The sequence below is a fragment of the Prauserella sediminis genome, from assembly GCF_014195435.1.
GTDB classification, from domain to species: domain Bacteria; phylum Actinomycetota; class Actinomycetes; order Mycobacteriales; family Pseudonocardiaceae; genus Prauserella; species Prauserella salsuginis.
The window spans coordinates 673,454-694,323 of the sequence record NZ_JACIBS010000001.1; the positions used below are offsets into that span (position 1 = coordinate 673,454).

Genomic DNA, 20,870 nt, shown 5'->3' on the forward strand with positions numbered 1-20,870 from the left:
CGCATCGGTACGAGCCTCACCAGACAAGGAGCGAATCCATGACCGCCACTCCGGCCGACAGCGCACCGAGCATCACCCTCGCCGCTCCGCCCCGGCCACGCAGCATGGCACCCGAGCTCACCGTCGACCTCGTCGGCGGCGGCCGGTGGAGCCTGTCCGAGCAGCAGCCCGCCGCGTTCACGATGATCGTGTTCTACCGTGGCCTGCACTGCCCGGTGTGCCGCAACCAGCTCGCCGCCATCCGCGACAGCGCCGACGAGCTGGCCCGACTGGGCGTCGAACCCATCGGGATCAGCGCCGAGAACCAGGAGCGCGCCGAGCGCATCCGCGACGACTGGAACCTGTCCGAGTTGCCGCTCGGCTACAACCTCCCGCTCGAGACGATGCGGGAATGGGGACTGTTCGTGTCCACGGCGGCAGGCGACAACGAACCCGAGGTGTTCCCCGAACCCGCGACCTTCCTCGTCGACGGCGAACACCGGATCTACTACGCCTCGCTCACCTCCATGCCGTTCGGCAGGCCGCAGCTGGCCGAACTGCTCGGCGGCATCGACTTCGTCACCAGCAACGACTACCCCGCGCGCGGCGACAGCTGAGCAACACCCGGTGGGGCCGGCGCCGCTTCTCGGCGCCGGCCCCGCGTCACCGCCGGTCCTACCGCGGCCCTCGGTCCTGGCACGGCTGTCGATCCCGGCCTGGACCGGCACGGAGCGGTGGGCGACGTCCGGCGGCACGCACAGCCGGCGCTACGAGGCGCTGGAGATTCCCGAGACGGACGAACTCCGCCTGACCATGTAGCTGCCGCCGGAACAGGGAGGGTCAGAGCGAGCCCATGTCTGCGGACAGCCAGTGCTGCGGCCGCATGGTGATCACGATGTGTTCACCGAGGTACTTGCGCTCGTACTCGAGGAACTCCTCGGCCTGTTCCGCGGCCAGGTAACGGACGGCCATCTCGACCGACAGGTCGTGGCTGTCCTCCGAGAACTCCGCGGGGCCTTCGACGCTGACGTACCGGATCGTCGGCTCGACCCGCTGGACCATGAGACTGAACCGGCCGGCTGCGCGGATCGCGCGCGTCTTGCGCGAGTCGGCACCGGTGCGGACCCACAGGGTGCCGCCGGGCGTGTACTGATACCAGATCGGCACGTTCAGCGGCGCCCGTTCGGTCGACTCGACCACGGACAGCGCACCGATGTGCGGCTCGGCCAGGAACTGTTCACGTTCTTCCACTGTGAGCGCCATGTCCGCGACGCTAACGCCGGGCACCGACATCCGCCGGGTGCGCTGCCGCGGACGGACGACCCGAGCCGGCCGCGAAGCCCGGATCGACCGCGAAGCCCGGGCCGACCGCGGCGGCCCAGTCGACCGCACTCGGCCACGGCTCGGACTCCTCGGCCGAGCGCGTCAGCCGGCGAGCAATCTGCGGAACGAGGCCTCGACCTCGCGACGTTCGGGCAGTTGTTCACGCACGATGCCCTGGAGCTGCCAGCCGCAGAACAGCACCGACAGTGCGCGGCCGGTCTCGGCGTCGGTGTAGCCGGCGAACAGGTCGGCGAGCGCGGTGTCCCATTCCTGGCTGACGTGCTGCAACGCGGGCCGATGCAGGGCCGCGATGTAGAGCTGGTGTTCGACGACCGTCTGCGCCCGCGCCGGGCCGAGGTAGTGCAGGACGAGCTCGGCGAGCGCCTCGGCGAGCTCGCCTCCCGCGTCCAGCCCCGCCGCCCACGTGCGCAGATGCTCGACGTCGTCGTCCGCTGCCTGCCGAAGCGCACTGGCCAGCAGGTCGTCGAGCGTCTTGAAGTAGTAGGTGGTCGACCCGAGTGGCACGCCCGCGGCCGCGGCGACCCGCCGGTGCGTCAGCTTCTCGACGCCGACCTCGGCGACCACCTCGATGGCGGCCCGGGCGATGCGCTGCCTGCGGTCCGGGTCGCGCTGCCCGGCCGCACGCGCACCGTTCGACCGGGCCTGTTTCGCGGCGGATGCGGCCACATCGGAGGTGGTCGCGTCGGGGGTAGTCACAGCCTCGGGGTCCTTCACAGCTGACGTCTCGTGGTCGAGGCTTTCACCTTGCCATGCCGGGCGGGCAGCGCGGTGCGGCGCAGATCACCGGTTTCGCGAATGCACTGCTCGGCGGCGCATTTCTCGTCGAGTTCACAGAAGTCTCGACGCCATTGGTGTACAGATGTACAGGTCGGTGTTAGTGTCCTTCACCGGCGCCACACCGACACGGAAGAACCCGTTACGGGAAACGACTCCGCGCCGGCACCGCCCGCACCGTCGAACCCATTTCGACGCCCGGAATCGACGCGGAAACATGTCCGCGGAAACGGTGCCGCAGCCGGAATCCGGCGGCCGATAAGGCCACCGGCGAAACGCGACGACGAACGCGAAACGGCCGCACGCAGCAGCGAGCCGAAACCGACACGAACACGCCGACGAACGAGAAAAGGGCGAGACGATCATGCCGCACGCCGACAATTCGGCCGCCACGCTGTTCATCGACGGCGAATGGCGAACCGCCGCGGGCGGACAGACGAGACAGATCCACTCCCCCGCCGACGGCACGCTGGTCACCACCGTCGCCGAAGCGGAGCGAGCCGACGCCCAGCAGGCCGTCGCCGCCGCGCGCAGGGCGTTCGACGAGGGCACCTGGGCGTCGAGCTCGGCGTGGGACCGCGGTGACCTGCTGCTGCGCGTCGCCGACATCCTGGTCCGCGACAAGGCCGAGTTCGCCCGCGCGGAATCGCTCGACACCGGAAAACGGCTCGTCGAGAGCGAATTCGACATGGACGACATCGCCGCCTGCTTCCGCTACTTCGGCAAGCTCGCCGGCAACGATGCCGGACGTGTCGTCGACACCGGCAGCCCCGATGCGATCAGCCGCGTGCAGTACGAGCCCGTCGGCGTGTGCGGCATGATCACGCCGTGGAACTTCCCGCTGCTGCAGGTCGCATGGAAGGTGGCGCCCGCGATCGCGGCTGGTGACACGTTCGTGCTCAAGCCCAGCGAGCTCACGCCGAGCACGGCGATCCTGCTGATGCGCGCGCTCGACGAGGCCGGACTGCCGGCGGGCGTGGGCAACCTGGTGCTGGGCGCGGGCGCGGAGGTCGGCAGTGTGCTGGCCGAGCACCCGGACGTCGACCTCGTCTCGTTCACGGGCGGGCTCCACACCGGCCGCACGATCTCCGCGCTGGCGGCGCCGACGGTGAAGAAGGTCGCGCTCGAACTCGGCGGCAAGAACCCGAACGTCGTGTTCGCCGACGCCGACTTCGACACGGCCGTCGACTTCGCACTCACCGCGATCTTCCTGCACTCCGGCCAGGTGTGTTCCGCCGGTGCGCGCCTGATCGTGCAGGACGAACTGCACGATGCGCTGGTCGACGAGATCGTGCGCAGGGCAGAGCGGATCCGCCTCGGGGGTCCGTTCGACGACGACGCCGAGACCGGCCCGCTCATCTCGGAAGGCCACCTGCACAAGGTCGAGGACTACGTCGCGAAGTCGATCGCCGAGGGCGCCGTGCTGCGCACCGGCGGCGCCCGACCCGACGGTGAGCGCTACGCGGCAGGCCACTTCTACCTGCCGACCGTCCTCGACGAGGTCGAGCAGGGCTCGTACGCCGTCACCGAGGAGTCGTTCGGCCCGGTGCTGACCGTCGAACGATTCACCGACGAGGACGACGCCGTGCGGATCGCCAACGACACGCACTACGGCCTCGCCGGCGCCGTGTTCACCGGCGACCCGGCCAAGGCCCAGCGCGTGGCGAACCGGCTGCGCCACGGCACCGTCTGGATCAACGACTTCCACCCGTACCTGCCGCAGGCCGAGTGGGGCGGGTTCAAGCAGTCCGGCATCGGCCGGGAACTCGGCCGCGGCGGCCTCGGCGAATACCAGGAAGCCAAGCACGTCTACCAGAATCTGCGGCCCGGCCCGCAGCAATGGTTCTCCGGCGAATAAGCCGGCATCACGGCGCGGAACGATCTCCGCGCATTTCGCACTACGCAGGAAACAACCACCCGGGACAGCTGTGCCCGCACACCGGCGGGCACAGAATCCGGGAAAGGAGTTCGGGGCATGAGTGCGCCCAACCACGACGCCGGACTCGGCGAGTTCGGCTACACCAACAAACTGAAACGCAGCCTCGGCGGATTCCATACGTTCGCCGCCGGGATCAGCTACATCTCGGTGCTCACCGGCACCTTCCAACTGTCCTATTTCGGACTCGGCCTCGGCGGTCCCGCCTACTGGTGGTCCTGGCCGATCGTGTTCGTCGGACAGTTGCTGGTGGCGTTGAGTTTCGCCGAGCTGGCCTCGCGCTATCCCATCGCAGGTTCGGTCTACAACTGGGCGAAAAAGCTCGGCGGGCGCCACGTCGGCTGGCTCGCAGGCTGGATGATGCTGCTGGCGTCGATCGTGTCGATCTCGGCCACCGCGCTGGCCTACCAGAACACGCTCCCGCAGATCTGGAAGGGCTTCCAATTCATCGGCGACGGCAGCAACGCCACGGACGCGGCCGTCAACGGCATCGTGCTGGCCATGCTGCTGATCCTGTTCACCACGCTCGTCAACGCCTACGGCGTGCGGCTCATGGCTCGGATCAACAGCACGGGCGTGTTCATCGAACTGGTCGCCGCGGTCGCCCTGATCGTCGCGCTGGCGCTGGTCGTGGTGAATCCGCCGACCGTCGTGTTCGAGACGGCCGGCACCGAGGCCGCACACGGTGGCAGCTACCTGACGGCGTTCCTCGTCGCCGGTATCGCCTCGTCGTACGTCATGTACGGCTTCGACACCGCGGCCTCGCTCGGCGAGGAGTCGATCGACCCGCACCGCAATGCGCCGAAGGCGATCCTGCGAGCACTGGTCGCCTCGTTCCTGCTCGGCGGTCTGATCCTGTTGTTCGGCATGATGGCCATCCGCGACGTCAACGCTCCCGAGCTGGGTGTCTCCGGACTGCAGTTCGTGCTCAGTGACGCGCTCGGCCCGTTGGTCGGCAGGCTGTTCCTGCTGGGCATCTTCGTCGCGATCACCGTGTGCGTGCTGGCGGTGCACACCGCCGCGATCCGCATCATGTTCGCGATGGCGCGCGACAACGCGCTGCCCGGCGGCAAGCGACTCGCCCGCGTCAGCCCGCGGTTCCAGACGCCGGTGCTGCCCGCCGTGTTCATCGGCGTGCTCGCCGTGGTGCTGCTGCTGGTGAACATCGGCCAGCCGCAGATCTTCACCGCGGTGACGTCGCTGGCGATCATCCTCATCTACATCTCGTACCTGCTGGTCACGATCCCGATGCTGGTCGCGCGGCTGCGCGGGAAGTGGAAGCCGACGAAGGAGGAGGGCAGGTTCAGCCTCGGCAAGCTCGGCCTTCCGATCAACGTCCTGGCCGTCGTCTGGGGCCTGGGCATGACGGTGAACCTCGCGTGGCCGCGCGCCGAGGTGTACAACGCCGAACCGCCGTACCACTGGTACCTGCAGTACAGCGCCGTGTTGTTCGTCGGAATCGCGGCCGTGGGCGGATTCGCGTACTACTGGTTCGTCCAGCGGCACAAGGTCGGTGTACTGGCCGACCACGCCGCTCCCGCGGAGTCCGAATCGGACTCCGCGGCGCCGGGATCCGACGACGACACGACCGCCACGACGGCCGACCGCGAAGCCTCGAGCCTCGCCTGAACCGGGAGGGAATTCCCATGACAGATCAGTTCGACTACGTCGTGGTGGGCGGCGGCAGCGCAGGCGCGGCGGTCGCGTCCCGGTTGTCCGAGGACCCCGACGTCACGGTGTGCCTGCTCGAAGCCGGTCCGTCCGATGTGGATGACCGCAACATCCTCGAACTCAAGCGCTGGATGGCGCTGCTCGAATCCGGCTACGACTGGGACTACCTCATCGAGCCACAGGAATCGGGTAACTCGTTCATGCGGCACGCCCGCGCCCGCGTACTGGGCGGCTGCTCGTCGCACAACTCGTGCATCGCGTTCTGGGCGCCCGCCGAGGACCTCGACGAGTGGGAGTCGATGGGCCTTCCCGGCTGGGGCGCGAAGGACGTCTTCCCGCTGTACCGGCGGCTGGAGACCAACGACGGCCCCGGTGAGCACCACGGCCGCAGCGGTCCGGTGACCATCCGCAGCGTCCCGCCGAACGACCCGTGCGGCGTGGCACTGCTGGAAGCGTGCGAGCAGCAGGGCATCCCCACGACGGAGTTCAACTCCGGCACGACGGTGACCCACGGCGCGAACTGGTTCCAGATCAACGCCCGCGAGGACGGGACGCGTTCCTCGTCGTCGGTGTCGTACCTGCACCCGGTCATGGACCGGCCGAACCTGCAGATCCGCACCGGTGCGTGGGCCAAGAAGGTCACCTTCGACGGCACCCGCGCCACGGGCGTGCAGTACCTCGACGAGGACCAGATCCACACGCGCACCGTCACCGCCCGTCGCGAGGTCGTGCTGTCGACGGGTGCGATCGACACCCCGAAGCTGCTCATGCTCTCGGGCATCGGACCGGCGGAGCACCTGCGGGAGTTCGGCGTCGACGTGCTCGTGGATTCCCCCGGCGTCGGCTCCACGCTGCAGGACCACCCCGAGGGCGTCATCAGCTGGGACGCCAAGCAGCCGATGGTCTCGGACTCGACGCAGTGGTGGGAGATCGGCATCTTCACCCGGACCGAGGATGGCCTCGACCGGCCGGATCTGATGTTCCACTACGGCTCGGTGCCGTTCGACATGCACACCGTGCGGCAGGGCTACCCGACGTCGGAGAACGCGTTCTGCCTGACGCCGAACGTCACGCGGGCACGGTCGAGCGGCACGGTGCGGCTGCGCAGCCGCGACTTCCGCGACAAGCCGGCCGTCGACCCGAAGTACTTCACGCATCCGCACGACATGCGCGTGATGACCGAGGGCATCAAGCTGGCGCGCCGGATCGCCGAGCAGCCGGCGATGCGCGACTGGGCGGGCACCGAGCTCTTCCCGGGGCCGGACGTGCGGACCGACGACGAGATCGCCGACTACATCCGGCGCACCCACAACACGGTCTACCACCCCGCGGCGTCCGTCCCGATGGGCGCCGAGGCCGACAAGCCGCTGGACGAGCGGCTGCGGGTGAAGGGCGTGCACGGGCTGCGCGTGGCGGACGCCTCGGCCATGCCGTTCCTCGTGGCGGTGAACCCGAACATCACCACGATGGCCATCGGCGAGAAGTGCTCCGACATGCTCAAGGCCGACAACGCCTGACCACGGGCATCGTCGGCACCGTCTCGCCGCGTCCGGGTGCGTTCCCCCGGTACCCGGCCGCGGCCGAGCCTGCCCGCGTCGCGAACCCCGAGCGCGACGCGGGCACGGCCCGCATCCGAGGCCCCTCCCGGCCGGCGATCCGGGAGGGGCCTCGGATGCAGCAGGCGGTGCCCGGCGAGCGTGCCTGGCAGCAGCTTCGCGCCGGTGCCGTTCGACGCCGAGGCCGAGCCCGCGCGCTTCTACGCCCAGCTCTACGCCCGTGTCCGCGCCGAGGGGCGCAGGCCCCGCAGGCGGCTCGCCGACCTGCAGATCGCGTCCATCGCCGGTGCACACGGCCGGCCACTCGTGACGCGCAACCCGGCCGACTTCACCGGCCTCGCTTCCCTCGTCGAGCCCATCGCGGTGCAACCGACGGGACCCCGTGACCAGGCGCGGGGTGTGACCTGCGCCCGAGATGTCAGCTATCGGCCCGGCAGCCGCGGCGTATCCGCAATACTCCTGCGGTGACCTGGATGATCTGGCTCGTCGGCGGCATCGTGCTGATCGGCGCCGGCGTGGTGAGCGCCTACCTGCCGCGGCTGCGCGCACACGCGGAACGGAAACGCGCGGCCTGGGCGACGGCGAAGGCGGCGATCGCCACCGCCACGGTGAGCCGCGACGCCTGCGCCACCGACGTTCCCGAGGCGCGGCGGCTGCTGGCCGAGGCCGAGGCGCTCGGCGGTGGACCGGACGCCGCACGGACCGCGACCGAACTGGCCGAACGCGCCGACACGCTGTGGCGGGAGGCGCGCGATGGCTGACCGCATCCTCGGCATCGCCCGCTGGGCACTCGCGGGCGTCGCGATCCTGGTCGCGGTCGTCTTCCTCTTCCAGCAGCGGCAGGGCGACATCGACGTCAGCTACGGCGGATCGCCGTCGGTGGACTACAAGGAGGGCGACGCCGGCGAACTGAGCGACCACACCGTGCCCACCACCGAGGAGATGGCTCGGCAGGTGCAGGCCGAGCCGGTGGTGCGCCTGCCGGGAGCGACCGCGACGTGGGACCGGCAGTGGCTGCGCGAGCACGTCGGCACCACGGGCGTCCGGCTGCTGCTTGCCCCTCCCGGTCTGGACAAGCAGGAACGTGAGCGGGTCAGCGCGGTCGCCGAGGACCCCGCCATGGCCGACGCCCCGTTCGAGCTGGTCACGGCCGTCGGCACGAACGTCAGAGGTGGGCCTTACACGGCTGAGCCCGACGACCTCGACGGTTTCCAACGGCAGTTCGCCGCCAACGACGTCACCGGGCTGCTCGCCGCAGTGATCACCGGTATGCGGGACGGCGACGATCCTCCATCACCCCCGGGCCCGACCTGGCGCGAGCCGAGCCCGGCCGAGCTCGACGCCGTGGAGGCCGACCTCGAACGCTACCGGCTGCACGTGGCTGACGGGGCGACCCTGTCGAGGGTGCCCGACAACGTGGGAAACGCCTTCCCCGACACCGAGCCGATGATCGTCGCGCTACCGCAGCAGGCCCGGGACCGGCCCATCCCCGACTACGCGCCGGCCCTGGCCGAACGGTTCCCCGACACCCCGGTCGTGGTGCTGTACGGAAACTATGTCGACTACGCCGGCGCCCACCGCGACCAGTTCTACGAGGTGGCCACCGCCGGCGTCTACGGCATGCTGGGCGCCCGGCTCAGCCGCTTCGACTATCCGCAGGACAACGTCCTGTACGCGTGGTTGAACAAGGTGACCGACATCCGGTACGCGGGTCTGTTCGACCGCCCGTTGCCGTACCAGCCGTTCGACCCGCTGAAGGTCACGCTGCCCGCGCTGCCGTTCGTGTTCGCCGGGTGCGTACTCGGTGTCATCATCCTGTCGGTGACCGCGCTGCGCCGCCGGCCGTCGCACGGCAGGCCGCCGACGGTGCGGTTGGCCGCACTGTCGGCGTTGTCGGTCGAGGTGTCCGGCCTGACCACCGACGCGAGCAATCCGTCGCTGACTCGCGCGATCTCCCATCTCGACGCGGCGAGGGAACAGGAAGGATCCGCCGCGGGCAGGCGGGCCGCCCACGAGCTCCTCGACAAGGCCGAGCACGAGCTGGCCGAGACGGCGCAGCTGATCGGGCGCAGTGACTACGAGCCGCGGCACTACACCGCAGGCTGGGGAGTGTGATCGGCGATGACCGTGTTCAAGAAGCCGTTCGCACTGGCCGTGCTCGTCGCCGTCGCGTTCGCGGCCTGGGCGGCGATCACCGGCGGGCTCTTCGACGGCCCCGTCGCGAGCAAACTCCGCGGCTCGTCGGTCTACGCCGCGGAGGACTACGACTTCGACCGGGACGCGGCGGCGCAGGTGATCGGCAACCGCAAGCTCACCGTCGGGTTCCTCTCCCCCGGCGACGACGCGAGCGAGGTGTGCGACGACGTGGCCGGCGCCGCCGACGGCACCCTGTTCGTCGCCATGACCAGGGACGGCGGCGATTGGTCGACCTACGGGTGCAGCCACCACGACACCGACGACATCGGCCAGGCCATGGTCGCCGAGACGGTCATCACCCGCGGCACCGGCATGTTCGTCGACCGGCCCGTCGAGACGTTGAAGGTCATGGTCGTCAACTTCGACCAGCTCGTCCGAGCCGGGAACGTGCCCGACGGCCCACGGACGATCGATCCGCCCCTGCCTCGCTACCTGCTGGCCGGCGCGTTGCTTGCTGCCGTCGCGGTGGGCTCGGCGGTGGCTTACGCGGTCGCGCGCGCGATCGGCAAGCGGGCGGCGGGCCGCCGGATCGAGGCCGAATCCGGCGACGACGCCCGCAGCGTGCTCAACGCCGAGACCGGGGCCGTTTCCCGGACGATCATCGACCTGGACAAGGCCTACGCACGTGCGGCCCGTGGATCGGCGACGCCGCAGCGGAACTTCGTCACCCGCTATCGCCGCCTGATCGACGAGTACGTCGCGCTCACCCGCGAGGTCGCGGCAGCGGGCGCCGACGATCTCGATCCCCTCGTCGAACGGGCACGCGGACTGCACCGGAAGGCCACCCGGCTGGAGGACGAGGCTCGCAGCGTGCGCGCGACGTGATCGTGTCCGGCACGCGGGATCCGAGGAGCCGGCGGCCGGGCAAGTTCGCGCAGGACTACGCCTCTCGGCCGTCGGGGCGCAGGCCTCGGCCGTCGGGGCACGCCGGGTGCGTCACTGGTCGCTGATCACTGGTCGCTGGTCAGCGGCACGAATGCGACGGGCATGAGGCGCTCCCGCCGCCCGTCGCGCACCCGGACGAGCTGCCCGGCGCCCCCGGTTCCCACCGGGCAGACCAGCCTGCCACCGGGGGCGAGCTGGTCGAGCAACGCACGAGGGATGTCGGCTGCCATGGCCGCCACGGAGACGGCATCGAACGGGGCCCGGTCAGGGGCACCGCGAGTGCCGTCGGCGTTGCGGACCTCGACGTTGTCGCGCCCGAGTTCGGCGAGCAGCTCGCGCGCGCGAGCGGCCAGCGTCGATTCCCGCTCGATGGCCACGACCCGCCCGGCACACAGCGACAACACGGCCGCGGCGTATCCCGTTCCCGCGCCCACTTCCAGCACCTCGTCGTCGGGATCGAGGTCCAGCGCTGCCGCCATCCGGGCCACCATGTGCGGCGCCGAGATCGTCTGGCCCGCGCCGATCGGCAGCGGGTGCTCGTCGTAGGCTTCGCCCGCGTGGTCCGGGTGCACGAACCGCTCGCGGGGAACCACGGCCATGGCATCTAGCACCCGCGCATCCGTGATCCCGGAACGCCGCACCCGCGCGACCATGGCCTCACGTTGCTGTTTCGTGCTCGTTCCGGGGCAACTCGACGTGGCCACGTCGACTCCTCAGCGTGTCCGCGCGAGCCGCTGTTCGAGCTGTGCCTTGGTCATCTTCGAGCGGCCACGGATGCCGTGTCGTTTGGCGTCGGCGTACAACTGTGCCTTGGTACGGCCGCCAGGTCCGGAGCGGTTTCCGGACCGCAGACCACCACGTCGCGGCGCGGAGATGTCCTCGGTCGAGGTTGCGCTCCGCTCGTCGGCCTCCCCGCTGCGCGCGCGTTGCTTGTTGACCGTGCGGGCCGCGATCTCCTCCGCACGTTCCCGTCCGACCCCGCGACTCTCCTGGGAGGCTTCGATGTGTTCGTACTGGCGCTCGGCCTTCGCGCTCCACTCCTGCTCTCGCGGATTCCGTTGCTGCCGCCGAGGCGTCTGGCGTGGCATGGACTCACCATTCCCTTCGCCGATGCGTGTCGCGTCACCCGTGGCCTACCCTGCGACTCCAGGGTCGAATCACCCCTCGCCAGCGCGCGGTGTCACCGCTCGGCGGCCCGGTCGGCGGAACCGCCCGTCGGGGCCGTGGCCGCACCCGGCCACGGCCCCGAGCGAGGGAGCCTCAGCTGCGCGCGTCGACTCCGAGCGCGTCGATCACGGCGAAGAAGATCTCGGTGTTGTCCAGCACGCCGTTGAAGCGGGCCGCTCCCGGGCCTGAGGCGCACACGCTGACGTCCTCGACGGTGTGCACGCAGTTCGTCTCCTCACCCGGCAGGTTGCCGACCTGCAGCTCCCCGCCGGGGTCACGATCCGGGTTGTCGACGGCCTTCCCGCTGTCCTCGTCGGTCAGCGCCGGCTCGGCGAAAGTGTGATTGTGCTGGAAGTCGTCGGTGTGGTCGGGATGGTTGGACCAGCCGAAGAACAGCTGCACGTCGGGATTCGGGTCGTCGGGGAACCCGTCGCCGTCCTCGTCCGAGTAGGTCGGGTAGTCGGCGTCGCCGTAGACACCGTTCCCGTCTCGGCCCTCCGCGTCGCGGCGGTCGTGGGTGCCGACGATGCTCATCGAGTGGTTGTGGTCGGCGGTCACCACGATGAGCGTGTCGTCGCGCCCCTCGGCCCACTTCTTGGCGACTCCGACGGCCTGATCGAGCTCGATCGCGTCGTACACGGCACGCGGGCCGTCGAGCGGGTGCTCCATCTTGTCGATCGAGGCGCCCTCCACCATCAGGAAGAAACCGTCCTCGGAATCCTCGAGCACCGCGAGCGCGGACTCGGTCATCTCCATCAGTGTGGGCTGGTCGTCCCACTCGCCGAGCACCTCGGGCTTCTTGTCGTGCTTGCGGTCGAGGTAGACGTTCATGTTCTCGTGGTGGAACGTGCCGAGCAGCTTCTCCGGCGCCTTGCCCCGGACCGCGCGCGTCAGTTCGGCGCTCGTGCTGACGTGCGTGAAGCCCTGGTCGGCGAACTCCTTCACGAGGTCGCGGTCGTCGTCGCGTTCCGAGTTCTCGTGCGACTGCGGCAGCAGGGAAGCCAGACCGCCGCCCAGCAGCACCGTCGGCTGCTGCGCCTCGCGCAGCGACTGGTCCATGATCTCCTGGTACTCGGACCGGCGGCGCGTGTGCGCGAACACCGCGGCGGGCGTGGCGTCCTGGATCTCCGCGGTGGTCACGACGCCGATCTTCATGTCACGGACGCGTTTCAGCAGTTCCGCCATCGTCTCGACCCGCGGGTGCTTGTTGGGGTCGGGCTCACTGCTCTCGTAGACGCCCATCGCGTTCACCGACGACTTGTGCCCGCACATGTACGCCGACATCGAGTTCGCGGAGTCGGTCGCCAGTGCGTCCATTCCGGACGTCGTCACCAGCCCGCGGTAATCCATACGGTCCATTTCGAGCAGACCGTGGTACTTGCCTTCGGTCAGGCCCTTCGACAGGATCCGGGCCGCCGTCACCGCGGGCTGGCCCATACCGTCGCCGAGGAAGAAGATCACGTTTCTGGCCCTCGCGGCCGGAGCCTCGGCCAGGACGACCTCGTGGCCGACCTCGTCCTTCGACGTCCGGTTCCCCGACCGCACCTTCGCCTCGACGGTGTAGTCACCGGGTTCGGGATAGTGCAGACCACGGTAGGTGATCTCGAGGCTGTCGTCGGCGGAACTGGTCCGCTCCGGTTCACCGACGAGGACCTCCGCCGGGCCGTTCGGCCCCTTTACGCGGATGTCGATGCGTGCCGTCTCCGGGTCGACACCCACAGCCTCGACCCGGAGGTCGAACTTGGCACCCGCGAGGAACTTGGCCCGGTGGATCGGCAGGACGGTGATCTCGGCGGTGTCGGGCTTGCCCCTCCGGCGCGGGCGCGTGCGCTGGGTCAGCGCGTGTGGGTCGGCGGCCTTCAGCGGGCCCACCGGGGTGCGACTCGCGACCGCGCCGGCCTGGACAGCGGCGGGCTGCGCCGCGGCGGGCTGCGCACCCAGACCGACGATCGCCGCCGCGGCGGCGCCCCCGCCACCGGCCGCCTGCAGCAGTGTTCGCCGGCTCATGCCGCCCTGTCCGTCCTTCTTGGTCATATGTCTCGTCCTTCGCGCCTGTCGTGGCATCGGTCGGCCACGGCCTGGAATGGGTTCGTCTCCCACTCCAGACGCCGACTTCCTCGATCCACTGAATGAAAAGTGACGCGACGGGGTACGAAAGCGCAAAAACTATCGATACGACACAAATGCCATATACGAACCTTTGTTTCATTCAGAAAGGATGTTGACGCAGGCCGCGGTGGGTGGGAACGCGGCCCGCGCCTTGACCCGGAACACCCCCGAACACCGGGGTCACAGGAACACCGGGGTCACAGGGCGAAGAAGTCCCCCACTACGTGTCCGCCGCCGCGAGCGGCGACCTCGTCGTGAACCCAGCCGCCGACCGCGACGTCCAGCACCCCCAGACCGAACGGCGAGAAGATCGTCGCCTTCCCCGCCTCCCGTGACAGACCGCCGCGCACGACGTCGGCGATCGTGCCGTGGACGAACTCCCGGTGTCCGACCTGCTGCTCGGCGAGGTGCAGCGACGTCTGTTCGCGCACGGCGTGGTCGACGTCGTCGGTGACGTTCGTGGCGGCGAGCACGAGCTCGGGCGCGAAATCGCGCAGCGAGAGGTGCAGCACGACCGGAGCGTCGGCCAGCAGTGCGGGATCGGCCAGGTGTGGCGTCCCTGCCACAGTGGCGACGACGACGAGGTCCGCACCGGCGAACGCATCGGCGACGTCGTCGACGACGGTCACCGGTGCGGCCGGCCCGTCGGCGGCCAGTGTCACCGCGAACGCCTCGGCGTTGCGGCGGTCGATGTCGTACAGCGCGAACTCGCCGACGTCCCAGGACAGATCACGCAGGAACATCCGCACGTGGTCGCTGATCAACCCCGTGCCGACGAATCCGACCCTGCCCACCCGCCGCTGGCCGAGCAGTTCCTGCGCACCCAGCACCGCGGACGCCGCCGTGCGCGTCGCGGAGATGAGCGACGCCTCCAGCAGGGCGTACGGGTAGCCGGTGTCGTAGTCGTTGAGCACCATCACCGCCGATGCCCGGGGAAAGCCGTGGGCGACGTTGCCCGGGTAACTGGCGATCCACTTGATGCCGGATCGCGGGCCGGCCCCGCCGCCGGAGGAGGCAGACCCGCCGGAGTCAGGCCCGGAGGAGTCAGGCCCGGAGGAGTCAGGCCCTCCGGAGTCGGCCCCGCTGGAGCCAGGCTCGTCGGAGTCGCCTCGGCCGGAGCCGGCGTCGAGGAACGCGGGCAGCGCGATGATCCGGTCCCGCGGCCGGTCGGGGAACCGCAGGAAGCTGGAGTGCGGATTGGCGCTCGCGCCGTCGGCGTGCGCCAGGTAGGCGTCGCGGACGGCCTCAAGCGCGCCTTCACGGTTCCCCTCGATCGTCGCGATCACGTCCCCGGCACCAATGACGCGCAACCCTTCGGGCGGCGCGGGTGCGGTCTGCGTGAGCGGCTGTTCGGACACGTGCGGTCCTCCTTCTCGTCGGTCGGGATGCGGCCGGCAGTCATCCTGCCCTGACTCCGGCGGGCCACTGCGAGGAGGCGAGACCGAACCGGCGCCGGGACTCAGTGACCGCCGGACTGCTGCCGGTGTCCCTCGATGGCGAGCCGGGCGGCGGCGACGGATTTGCGCACCACCAGCTCGGGTGCGTAGCCGTGTTTCGAGAACACCCCGTCGAGCCAGAACATGCCGTAGCCGTGCGCCTGGGTGAACAGCTGCTCCATGAGCTCGAGCGCACTCTCGGGCCGATCCGACACCGCCAGGCACAGCATGAGGAACTGGTCCGTCAGGCGCCGGGTCTGGTCACTCAGTTCCGGGTATTCGCGAGCCTGCAGCCGATCGGCGTAGATGACGTTCATCCCCGCACGTCGTTCGATGACGTACTCGGTATAGGCGCCCGCCGCCGCGGAGAGCGCGTCCGCCGGATCCGACACGCCCTCGGCGGCCGCGGCGACCCGGTCCGCGAGCTGGCTCGCGACGGCCGTGGCGACGGCGGCGAGCAGACTCTCCCGCTCGGGAAAGTGCCGGTACGGGGCGCCGGGACTGACCTGTGCCCGCCGAGCCACCTCGGCCACCGAGAACCCGCCGAACCCCTGCTCGGCGATCAGGTCGAGCGCGACCCGCACGAGTTCGTCGCGCAGCTCGCCGCGGCGATACCGGTCGCCCATGGCCTGGATCACATCTCTCGGTCGGAATATGTAAGAGCCCTCTCACGTCGTTGTGTAAGAGGCCTCTTACAACAGGGCACGTGATCGATTATCGCAGGAGTTCTGATGAGCACAACGACGCACGCCATCGCTGCACCGGGCCCGGGCGCACCGCTCGAGCAGACGACGATCCAGCGGCGTGACCTGCGCCCCGACGACGTCCTGATCGACATCGCCTACGCAGGCATCTGCCACAGCGACATCCACCAGGCACGTGGCGAATGGGGCGAAGCGATCTTCCCGATGGTGCCGGGGCACGAGATCGCGGGCACGGTCGCCGCGGTGGGATCCGCCGTGACCGACTACCGGGTCGGCGACCGGGTCGGCGTCGGCTGCATGGTGGACTCGTGCGGCGAGTGCGAGTACTGCCGCGCCGACACCGAGCAGTTCTGCGTCAAGGGCAACGTCCAGACCTACAACGGCGTCGGCTTCGACGGCGAGAACACCTACGGCGGCTACAGCAAGCAGGTCGTGGTCAGGGACGCCTTCGTGTGCGGCATCCCGGACGGCATCGGTCTCGATGTCGCCGCTCCGCTGCTCTGCGCGGGCATCACCACCTACTCGCCGCTGCGCCAGTGGGGCGCAGGTCCCGGCAAGAAGGTCGCGGTCGTGGGCCTCGGCGGCCTCGGCCACATGGCCGTGAAGCTGGCGGCCGCGATGGGTGCCGAGGTGACGGTGCTGAGCCAGAGCCTGAAGAAGCAGGAGGACGGCAAGCGACTCGGCGCGACCGAGTACTACGCCACCGCCGACGAGACGACCTTCGACATCCTGCGCGGCCGGTTCGACCTGATCCTCAACACCGTGTCGGCGCAGATCCCCGTCGACGCCTACCTCGGCCTGCTGCGGGTCGGCGGCGCGATGGTCAACGTCGGCGCGCCCGGTGAGCCGTTGTCCTACAACGCGTTCTCGCTGATCGCGGGCAACAAGGCACTGGCGGGTTCGATGATCGGCGGCATCGCGGAAACCCAGGAGATGTTGAACTTCTGCGCCGAGCACGGCATCGGCTCCGACATCGAGACGATCTCGGCGGCGGACGTCAACACCGCCTACGAACGCGTGGCGGCCAGCGACGTGCGCTACCGCTTCGTGATCGACACCGCCACGATCGGCGCCTGATCGCACCCACCGGCACCCGAAGGTCCACCACCGGACCTCCGGGTGCCGGCGAAATCGGGGCGAACCGCCCCGGCCGCGTCCACAACGGACGACGACGGCCCGTGCCGCACATCACCCGCCCGGCCGGGCACCGGGCGGCTATAGGGTGCCCGGCGTGAGTACCACCGGGCCGGGAGCCGACGTGAACGAGGACGTGGACGACAGCGAGCTCGAAGCGCAGGCCCCTGCGGAGACGACGACCGGCGCCGGCCCGCTGCGGCGGCTGACGCGCGGCATCGGCCCCGCCACGACCGCCGTGACGTGCTACGTCGCCGCCATGGCGCTGTCGTGGCTGCTGATCGACCTCGCCGACCTCAACCCGCTCACCCTTCGCGGCGCGGTCGCCCCGGTCGCCGTCGGAGCGGTGATCGCCGTCGTCGCGATCGCCCTCGCAGCGCGCTTCGCCTCCGACCGGCTCGCGGGTGCGGTCGCGGGACTGTACGCGGGCTGGATCGGCCTGGTGCTCATGAACGCGCTGCACGGGACGCCGTTCGGCCACAACGAGCTGCACAACTGGGACACCATCCGGATGTCCGCGCTGGCGAACCGGCTGACCACCACGTGGGGCAGCACCGACGCGTTCCTGCCGGGGCTGCCCTCGGAATACCCGGTGCTGTACCCGTGGCTGGTCGCGCGGGCCTCCGAACTGCTCGGCAGGCCCACCTGGACCCTGGTCGGGGACATGGAGGTGCTGTTCATCTCCGCCTCGGCGCTGGTGGCCTTCCTGCTGTGGCGCCGCCTCACGAGCTCACCCGCGGCCCTGGCCATGGCCGCGGTCACCCCGGTCGTGTTCATGCACGGTCACAAGAGCTACGAGATCCTCACCCTCGCCGTGTTCGTGCCGTGGGCGCTGGCCACCTTCACGGGCCTGCCGCGCAACCGGGGCGGCCTGCACTGGCTGCCCGCCGGCGTCATCGGGGGGCTGTTCGTCTGCGCCTACACCGGCTATCTGATGTTCGGGGTGATCGGCGGGCTGGCGATCATCGCCGCGCGGTTGCTGCGGCCGAACCGGGGACCGTACCTGCGTCACCTTCTCGGTGTGCTGGTCACCGCGGTCGTCGTCTCCTCCTGGTACGTCGTCCCGCTGGCATGGGCGTACCTCACCCGGACACGCAACGTCGTCGCCGACACCTACCCGAACGCCGTGATCGGCGAGGACCCGGTGCCCCTGCCGTTCCTGGAGGTCACCCCGATCGGACTGCTCGCCCTCGCGGGGCTGTTCGGCGTGTGCTGGTACCTCACCCGGGAATGGTGGGCACAACCCATGCTGCTGCTGGTCGGCGGCATCTACCTGTACTGGGCCGTGTACATGACCCAGCTGGTGAACAACGGACACACCGGGTTCCTCGTGAAGACACCGCGCATGGTGACCATGGTGCTGGTGACGGCGGGCGTACTCACGCTCGTGCGCGCCGCGAAACCCGTGGCAGCCAAGCTCCGGCTCACCCCGCCGCGCAGTGTGGGCATCGCGGCACTGGCGGTGCTGCTGGTGTCGTCTGGACTTCTGGCCTGGGACAAGTGGACCCCTGGCAACCCCAAGGGCTTCGCCGACGCCGAACCGTACGTGCCGCATTCCGACGTCGAGCCGAACCCCGCACTGCGCGCCCACATGGAGCCGGGGCCCGACGGCCGGCGTTCCGACTTCATCCCGTCCGACCTGGTGGCACCGCAGCTGCCCGCGGACCGCATCGCCGCCGAGGTCGAAGCGCGACTGGGTGCCGACGCGAGGCCGATGTCGCTGTCGACCGACATGCGGCTCTACGCCTACGAGCTCTGGTGGGGCTATCTGCAGCGCGGGCACTACTCGGCGAACAGCCTCATGCGGTACACCGAACGGTCCGCCGAACTCGACGAGCTCGCCGCCATCGACGATCCGCGGCGGTTCGCGGCCGCGTCGGCAAACACCCGGTTCGGCGTCATCGACGTGTTCGTGCTGCGGAAGGACGAGGGCGGCTGGCACTTCGACAACCGCATCACCTTCGATCCCGCGTCCTTCCGCGGCGACGCGTTCGACGTCGTGGACGACCTCCCCGGAGGCTTCGTGCTCGCCGTTCGGACCCCGTGAGGCTGCGCCGTCACTCGAGCAGCGCCGTCACTCGAGCAGCGCCGTCACTCGAGCAGCGCCGTCACCGGAGCAGCGCCGTCACCGGAGCAGTGGCGTCACCGGAGCAGTGGCGTCACTCGAGCAGCCCCATCACGCCCGGCAGCCCGAGCGACAGCGCGGGAACGAACGTGACGGCCAACAGCACCAGGATGAGCCCGGCGAAGTACGGCAGCAGCTTCGGCACGACCTGCTCGATCGACACCCCGCTCACGCCGGTCCCGACGAACAGGACCGACCCCACCGGTGGCGTCATGGTGCCGATGCACATCGCGAGGATGAGCACCATGCCGAAGTGGACCGGGTCCATGCCGAGTTCCTCGGAGATCGGCAGCAGGATGGGCGTGAAGATGAGGATCGCCGGCGTGATGTCCATGAACGTGCCGACCACCAGCAGCACGAGGAGCATCAGCAGCAGGATGACCGTCTTCGAGTCCGCGACCGCCAGCAGCGTGTCCGTGATCGCACCCGGGATACCGGTGTAGGCCATCACCCAGGACATGCCCGCGGACGCGGCGATGAGGAACATGACGATGCCGGTCGCGGTGACCGTGCGCGTCACGACGTCCTTGAAGTCCCGCCACGACATGCTGCGGTACGCCAGCGCCAGCACCATGGTGTACAGCACCGCGATGCCCGCACCCTCCGTCGCGGTGAAGACACCGAACACGATGCCGCCCACCACGACCACGATCAGCAGTAGTCCCGGCACCGCCCGGAGCAGCACCCGCGCGGCCTCCGCCATCCCGACGCGGCCGAGTTTCGGGTATCCCTTCCGCCGCGTGAACACGTACGCGATCGCCATGATCACGAGACCCATGAGGATGCCCGGTACGTACCCGGCCATGAACAGCGCCGACACGGACACCCCGCCCGCGACGGTCGAGTAGACGATCGCGGCCGTCGTCGGCGGGATGAGCAGCCCGGTCGGGGCCGATGCGACGTTCACCGCGGCCCCGAACGCCGGGTCGTAGCCCGCTTCCTTCTGCCGGTCGTGCAGCGTGCTGCCCACCGCTGCGGCCGACGCGACGGCCGAACCGGACAGCGAACCGAACAGCGTGTTGGCCAGCACGTTGGTGTGCGCGAGCGCACCGGGCACCCGGCCCACCGCCACGAGTGCGAGGTCGACGAGCCTGCGGGCGATGCCGCCGGTGTTCATGATGTTGCCCGCGAAGATGAACAGCGGGACGGCCAGCAACGAGAAGCTCTCGATGCCGACGTTCATCTGCTGGCCGACGATGTAGGTGGCGTCGTCCCACGGCAGGAACATCAGTGCGGTCACGAACGAGGCGACGCCGAGCGAGATCGAGATCGGCACGCCGGAGAACAGCAGGATGAAGAAGGCGCCGAACAGGATGGCGGCGGCGGTCAGAGCGCCCATCAGTCTGTCCTCTCCGTCTCGATCGAGACCTCACCGGTGAGGTCCTCCCAGATGTTGAGCACCTGCGCGAACACGATCGCGGCACCGGCGACGGGCCCGATCGTGTAGACCAGTCCGCGGGAGATCCCCAGCAGCGCCGAATAGTTCGTGGCCGCGCTCAGCGCCAGCATGGTGCCGCCGACCACCAGCACGACGACGGCGAACACCAACACGAGGACGTCCGTGCCGATGATCAGCGCGCGCCGCACCGACGGTGTGAACTTGTCCCGTAGGAACAGCAGCGACATGTGCTTGCGATGCAGGAAGGCGTACGCGGCGCTGATCAGCGAGGTCCAGATGAGCGCGTAGCGCACGAGCTCCTCGGTGAAGGCCGCGGGCGTTCCCAGCACGTAGCGGGTGAACACCTGGTACAGCACCAGCAGGGTCATGATGACGAGCAGGGCGCCTGCGAAGGCGGCGAGAACGCCGCCGAGCACCCGCCGCACTCGGTTCAGGCGATCGCGTGTAGTCATACC

19 protein-coding genes are annotated in these 20,870 nt (G+C 69.7%); 10 read left to right on the top strand and 9 right to left on the bottom strand.

From position 1 onward, the window contains the following. Window positions 1-38 precede the first annotated feature (38 nt). Window positions 39-596, top strand: a complete 558-nt coding sequence (locus FB384_RS02990) for a peroxiredoxin-like family protein (RefSeq protein WP_221212628.1) — start codon at window positions 39-41, stop codon at window positions 594-596. A 223-nt stretch (window positions 597-819) separates the two neighbouring features. On the opposite strand, the gene FB384_RS02995 is transcribed toward FB384_RS02990, so the two are convergent. Both FB384_RS02995 and FB384_RS03000 read right to left on the bottom strand, forming a co-directional pair. After that, window positions 820-1,242 (bottom strand): pyridoxamine 5'-phosphate oxidase family protein, encoded by a 423-nt coding sequence (locus FB384_RS02995; protein ID WP_183778943.1) that lies wholly within the window; start codon window positions 1,240-1,242, stop codon window positions 820-822. Between the two features lie 162 nt (window positions 1,243-1,404). Beyond that, complete coding sequence (locus FB384_RS03000; protein ID WP_407676059.1) at window positions 1,405-2,019, bottom strand: TetR/AcrR family transcriptional regulator; 615 nt, start codon at window positions 2,017-2,019, stop codon at window positions 1,405-1,407. Between the two features lie 442 nt (window positions 2,020-2,461). On the opposite strand from FB384_RS03000, the gene FB384_RS03005 reads away from it, so the two are divergent. From FB384_RS03005 to FB384_RS03035, 7 genes are all read left to right on the top strand, one after another. Further along, a complete protein-coding gene (locus tag FB384_RS03005) occupies window positions 2,462-3,955 on the top strand; it encodes an aldehyde dehydrogenase family protein (protein WP_183778945.1) in 1,494 nt (497 codons plus the stop codon). A gap of 117 nt (window positions 3,956-4,072) precedes the next feature. Next, complete coding sequence (locus FB384_RS03010) at window positions 4,073-5,662, top strand: APC family permease (protein ID WP_183778947.1); 1,590 nt, start codon at window positions 4,073-4,075, stop codon at window positions 5,660-5,662. Window positions 5,663-5,679: 17 nt separating this feature from the next. After that, window positions 5,680-7,221 (top strand): GMC family oxidoreductase, encoded by a 1,542-nt coding sequence (locus FB384_RS03015; RefSeq protein ID WP_183778949.1) that lies wholly within the window; start codon window positions 5,680-5,682, stop codon window positions 7,219-7,221. 180 nt (window positions 7,222-7,401) lie between these two features. Then, complete coding sequence (locus tag FB384_RS03020; protein WP_228725948.1) at window positions 7,402-7,728, top strand: PIN domain-containing protein; 327 nt, start codon at window positions 7,402-7,404, stop codon at window positions 7,726-7,728. Window positions 7,729-7,733: 5 nt separating this feature from the next. Further along, window positions 7,734-8,021 (top strand): DUF6403 family protein, encoded by a 288-nt coding sequence (locus FB384_RS03025; protein WP_183784864.1) that lies wholly within the window; start codon window positions 7,734-7,736, stop codon window positions 8,019-8,021. Then, the gene (locus FB384_RS03030; protein WP_183778951.1) at window positions 8,014-9,375 is read left to right on the top strand and encodes a hypothetical protein; all 1,362 of its coding nucleotides are present in this window, start codon (window positions 8,014-8,016) and stop codon (window positions 9,373-9,375) included. Before FB384_RS03025 ends, FB384_RS03030 begins: the two co-directional genes overlap by 8 nt. Before the next feature lie 6 nt (window positions 9,376-9,381). Then, on the top strand, window positions 9,382-10,281 hold the full coding sequence (locus FB384_RS03035; RefSeq protein ID WP_183778953.1) for a hypothetical protein: 900 nt from the start codon (window positions 9,382-9,384) through the stop codon (window positions 10,279-10,281). A gap of 125 nt (window positions 10,282-10,406) precedes the next feature. Here the strand turns inward: FB384_RS03035 and FB384_RS03040 are convergent, their stop codons facing one another. From FB384_RS03040 to FB384_RS03060, 5 genes are all read right to left on the bottom strand, one after another. After that, on the bottom strand, window positions 10,407-11,045 hold the full coding sequence (locus tag FB384_RS03040; protein ID WP_323985106.1) for a protein-L-isoaspartate(D-aspartate) O-methyltransferase: 639 nt from the start codon (window positions 11,043-11,045) through the stop codon (window positions 10,407-10,409). A 9-nt stretch (window positions 11,046-11,054) separates the two neighbouring features. Beyond that, entirely contained in the window at window positions 11,055-11,429 is a 375-nt protein-coding gene (locus FB384_RS03045) for a plasmid stabilization protein (RefSeq protein WP_183778955.1), read from the bottom strand. 172 nt (window positions 11,430-11,601) lie between these two features. After that, the gene (locus FB384_RS03050; RefSeq protein ID WP_183778957.1) at window positions 11,602-13,542 is read right to left on the bottom strand and encodes an alkaline phosphatase; all 1,941 of its coding nucleotides are present in this window, start codon (window positions 13,540-13,542) and stop codon (window positions 11,602-11,604) included. Between the two features lie 272 nt (window positions 13,543-13,814). Further along, window positions 13,815-14,975 carry a 2,3-diaminopropionate biosynthesis protein SbnB gene (locus tag FB384_RS03055; protein WP_323985107.1) on the bottom strand — a complete coding sequence of 387 codons (1,161 nt, stop codon included), beginning with the start codon at window positions 14,973-14,975 and terminating at the stop codon, window positions 13,815-13,817. Between the two features lie 101 nt (window positions 14,976-15,076). Beyond that, window positions 15,077-15,679 carry a TetR/AcrR family transcriptional regulator gene (locus FB384_RS03060; RefSeq protein ID WP_221212629.1) on the bottom strand — a complete coding sequence of 201 codons (603 nt, stop codon included), beginning with the start codon at window positions 15,677-15,679 and terminating at the stop codon, window positions 15,077-15,079. A gap of 105 nt (window positions 15,680-15,784) precedes the next feature. Here FB384_RS03060 and FB384_RS03065 point away from each other — a divergent pair, with 105 nt between their 5' ends. Together FB384_RS03065 and FB384_RS03070 are read left to right on the top strand one after the other, a co-directional pair. Next, window positions 15,785-16,834 (top strand): NAD(P)-dependent alcohol dehydrogenase, encoded by a 1,050-nt coding sequence (locus FB384_RS03065; protein WP_183778961.1) that lies wholly within the window; start codon window positions 15,785-15,787, stop codon window positions 16,832-16,834. A 154-nt stretch (window positions 16,835-16,988) separates the two neighbouring features. After that, window positions 16,989-18,938: an arabinofuranosyltransferase gene (locus FB384_RS03070; protein ID WP_183778963.1), complete on the top strand. Its 1,950-nt coding sequence runs from the start codon at window positions 16,989-16,991 to the stop codon at window positions 18,936-18,938. A 112-nt stretch (window positions 18,939-19,050) separates the two neighbouring features. Here the strand turns inward: FB384_RS03070 and FB384_RS03075 are convergent, their stop codons facing one another. Both FB384_RS03075 and FB384_RS03080 read right to left on the bottom strand, forming a co-directional pair. Continuing rightward, window positions 19,051-20,355, bottom strand: coding sequence for a TRAP transporter large permease (locus tag FB384_RS03075; protein ID WP_183778964.1), 1,305 nt, complete (start codon window positions 20,353-20,355; stop codon window positions 19,051-19,053). Further along, complete coding sequence (locus tag FB384_RS03080) at window positions 20,355-20,867, bottom strand: TRAP transporter small permease (RefSeq protein WP_183778966.1); 513 nt, start codon at window positions 20,865-20,867, stop codon at window positions 20,355-20,357. Before FB384_RS03080 ends, FB384_RS03075 begins: the two co-directional genes overlap by 1 nt. Window positions 20,868-20,870 lie beyond the last annotated feature (3 nt).